The organism is Rathayibacter sp. AY2B3 (assembly GCF_002931755.1).
Lineage (GTDB): Bacteria > Actinomycetota > Actinomycetes > Actinomycetales > Microbacteriaceae > Rathayibacter.
Map to the genome: position 1 here is coordinate 1 of NZ_PSUG01000082.1, position 2,065 is coordinate 2,065.

Genomic DNA, 2,065 nt, shown 5'->3' on the forward strand with positions numbered 1-2,065 from the left:
CAGAGTGACCAGAGTGGTATTTCAACAATGACTCCACGAACACTAGCGTGCCCGCTTCACAGTCTCCCACCTATCCTACACAAGCCACACCGAACACCAATACCAAACTATAGTAAAGGTCACGGGGTCTTTCCGTCCTGCTGCGCGTAACGAGCATCTTTACTCGTAATGCAATTTCGCCGAGTTCGCGGTTGAGACAGCTGGGAAGTCGTTACGCCATTCGTGCAGGTCGGAACTTACCCGACAAGGAATTTCGCTACCTTAGGATGGTTATAGTTACCACCGCCGTTTACTGGGGCTTAAATTCTCAGCTTCGCCTTGCGGCTAACCGTTCCTCTTAACCTTCCAGCACCGGGCAGGCGTCAGTCCGTATACATCGTCTTGCGACTTAGCACGGACCTGTGTTTTTAGTAAACAGTCGCTTCCCACTGGTCTCTGCGGCCATCGAACGCTCCCGGAGCAAGTCCGTTCACGCCTCAGGCCCCCCTTCTCCCGAAGTTACGGGGGCATTTTGCCGAGTTCCTTAACCACGATTCTCTCGATCTCCTTAGTATTCTCTACCTGACCACCTGAGTCGGTTTGGGGTACGGGCAGCTAGAACCTCGCGTCGATGCTTTTCTTGGCAGCATAGGATCACCGATTTCGACTTGCGTCTACCCATCAGATCTCAGGCTGTGTGAACGACGGATTTGCCTATCGTTCGCCCTACATCCTTAGACCGGGACAACCATCGCCCGGCTCGGCTACCTTCCTGCGTCACACCTGTTAATACGCTAAACGCACCAGCACGGGGTCGTACGCTAGGCCCAACGCTTCACCCCGAAGGGATCCATCAAAGGGATTCAGATACTTAGCACTACTGGATTGTCTTGGGCGGTTCTTCGCCGGTACGGGAATATCAACCCGTTGTCCATCGACTACGCCTGTCGGCCTCGCCTTAGGTCCCGACTTACCCAGGGAAGATTAGCTTGACCCTGGAACCCTTGGTCTTCCGGAGGACGGGTTTCTCACCCGTCTTTCGCTACTCATGCCTGCATTCTCACTCGTGTGGCATCCACGGCTGGTTCACACCGCCGCTTCACTCGCCACACGACGCTCTCCTACCCATCAACACGGCTGGACCACGAAGGCCTACCACTAATGTCAATGCCACAACTTCGGTGGCGTGCTTGAGCCCCGTTACATTGTCGGCGCGGAATCACTTGACCAGTGAGCTATTACGCACTCTTTCAAGGGTGGCTGCTTCTAAGCCAACCTCCTGGTTGTCTGTGCAACTCCACATCCTTTCCCACTTAGCACGCGCTTAGGGACCTTAGTTGGTGGTCTGGGTTGTTTCCCTCTCGACTATGAAGCTTATCCCCCACAGTCTCACTGCTGCGCTCTCACTTACCGGCATTCGGAGTTTGGCTGACGTCAGTAAGCTTTTGGGCCCCATCGGCCATCCAGTAGCTCTACCTCCGGCAAGAAACACGCAACGCTGCACCTAAATGCATTTCGGAGAGAACCAGCTATCACGAAGTTTGATTGGCCTTTCACCCCTATCCACAGCTCATCCCCTCCATTTTCAACTGAAGTGGGTTCGGTCCTCCACGACGTCTTACCGTCGCTTCAACCTGGCCATGGATAGATCACTTCGCTTCGGGTCTAGACCCTGCGACTGAATCGCCCTATTCGGACTCGCTTTCGCTACGGCTGCCCCACACGGGTTAACCTCGCCACAGAGCACTAACTCGCAGGCTCATTCTTCAAAAGGCACGCCGTCACCCCTACAAGGAGGCTCCGACGGTTTGTAAGCAAACGGTTTCAGGTACTATTTCACTCCCCTCCCGGGGTACTTTTCACCTTTCCCTCACGGTACTTGTCCGCTATCGGTCATCTGGGAGTATTTAGGCTTATCAGGTGGTCCTGACAGATTCACACGGGATTTCTCGGGCCCCGTGCTACTTGGGATACTCTTCACGCCATAACACCATTTCGACTACGGGGCTCGCACCCGCTCTGGCCAGGCGTTCAAACCTGTTCGTCTATGATGCGCTGTAACGTTCACCGGCCGGCAGACCGGAAC

General features: G+C 54.8%; 1 rRNA gene (cut by a window edge). It reads right to left on the minus strand.

Annotated elements, in window-relative coordinates:
- A 23S ribosomal RNA gene (locus C5C24_RS17240) occupies positions 1-2,065 on the minus strand; its annotated part runs 230 nt beyond the window's last position; the annotation flags it as partial.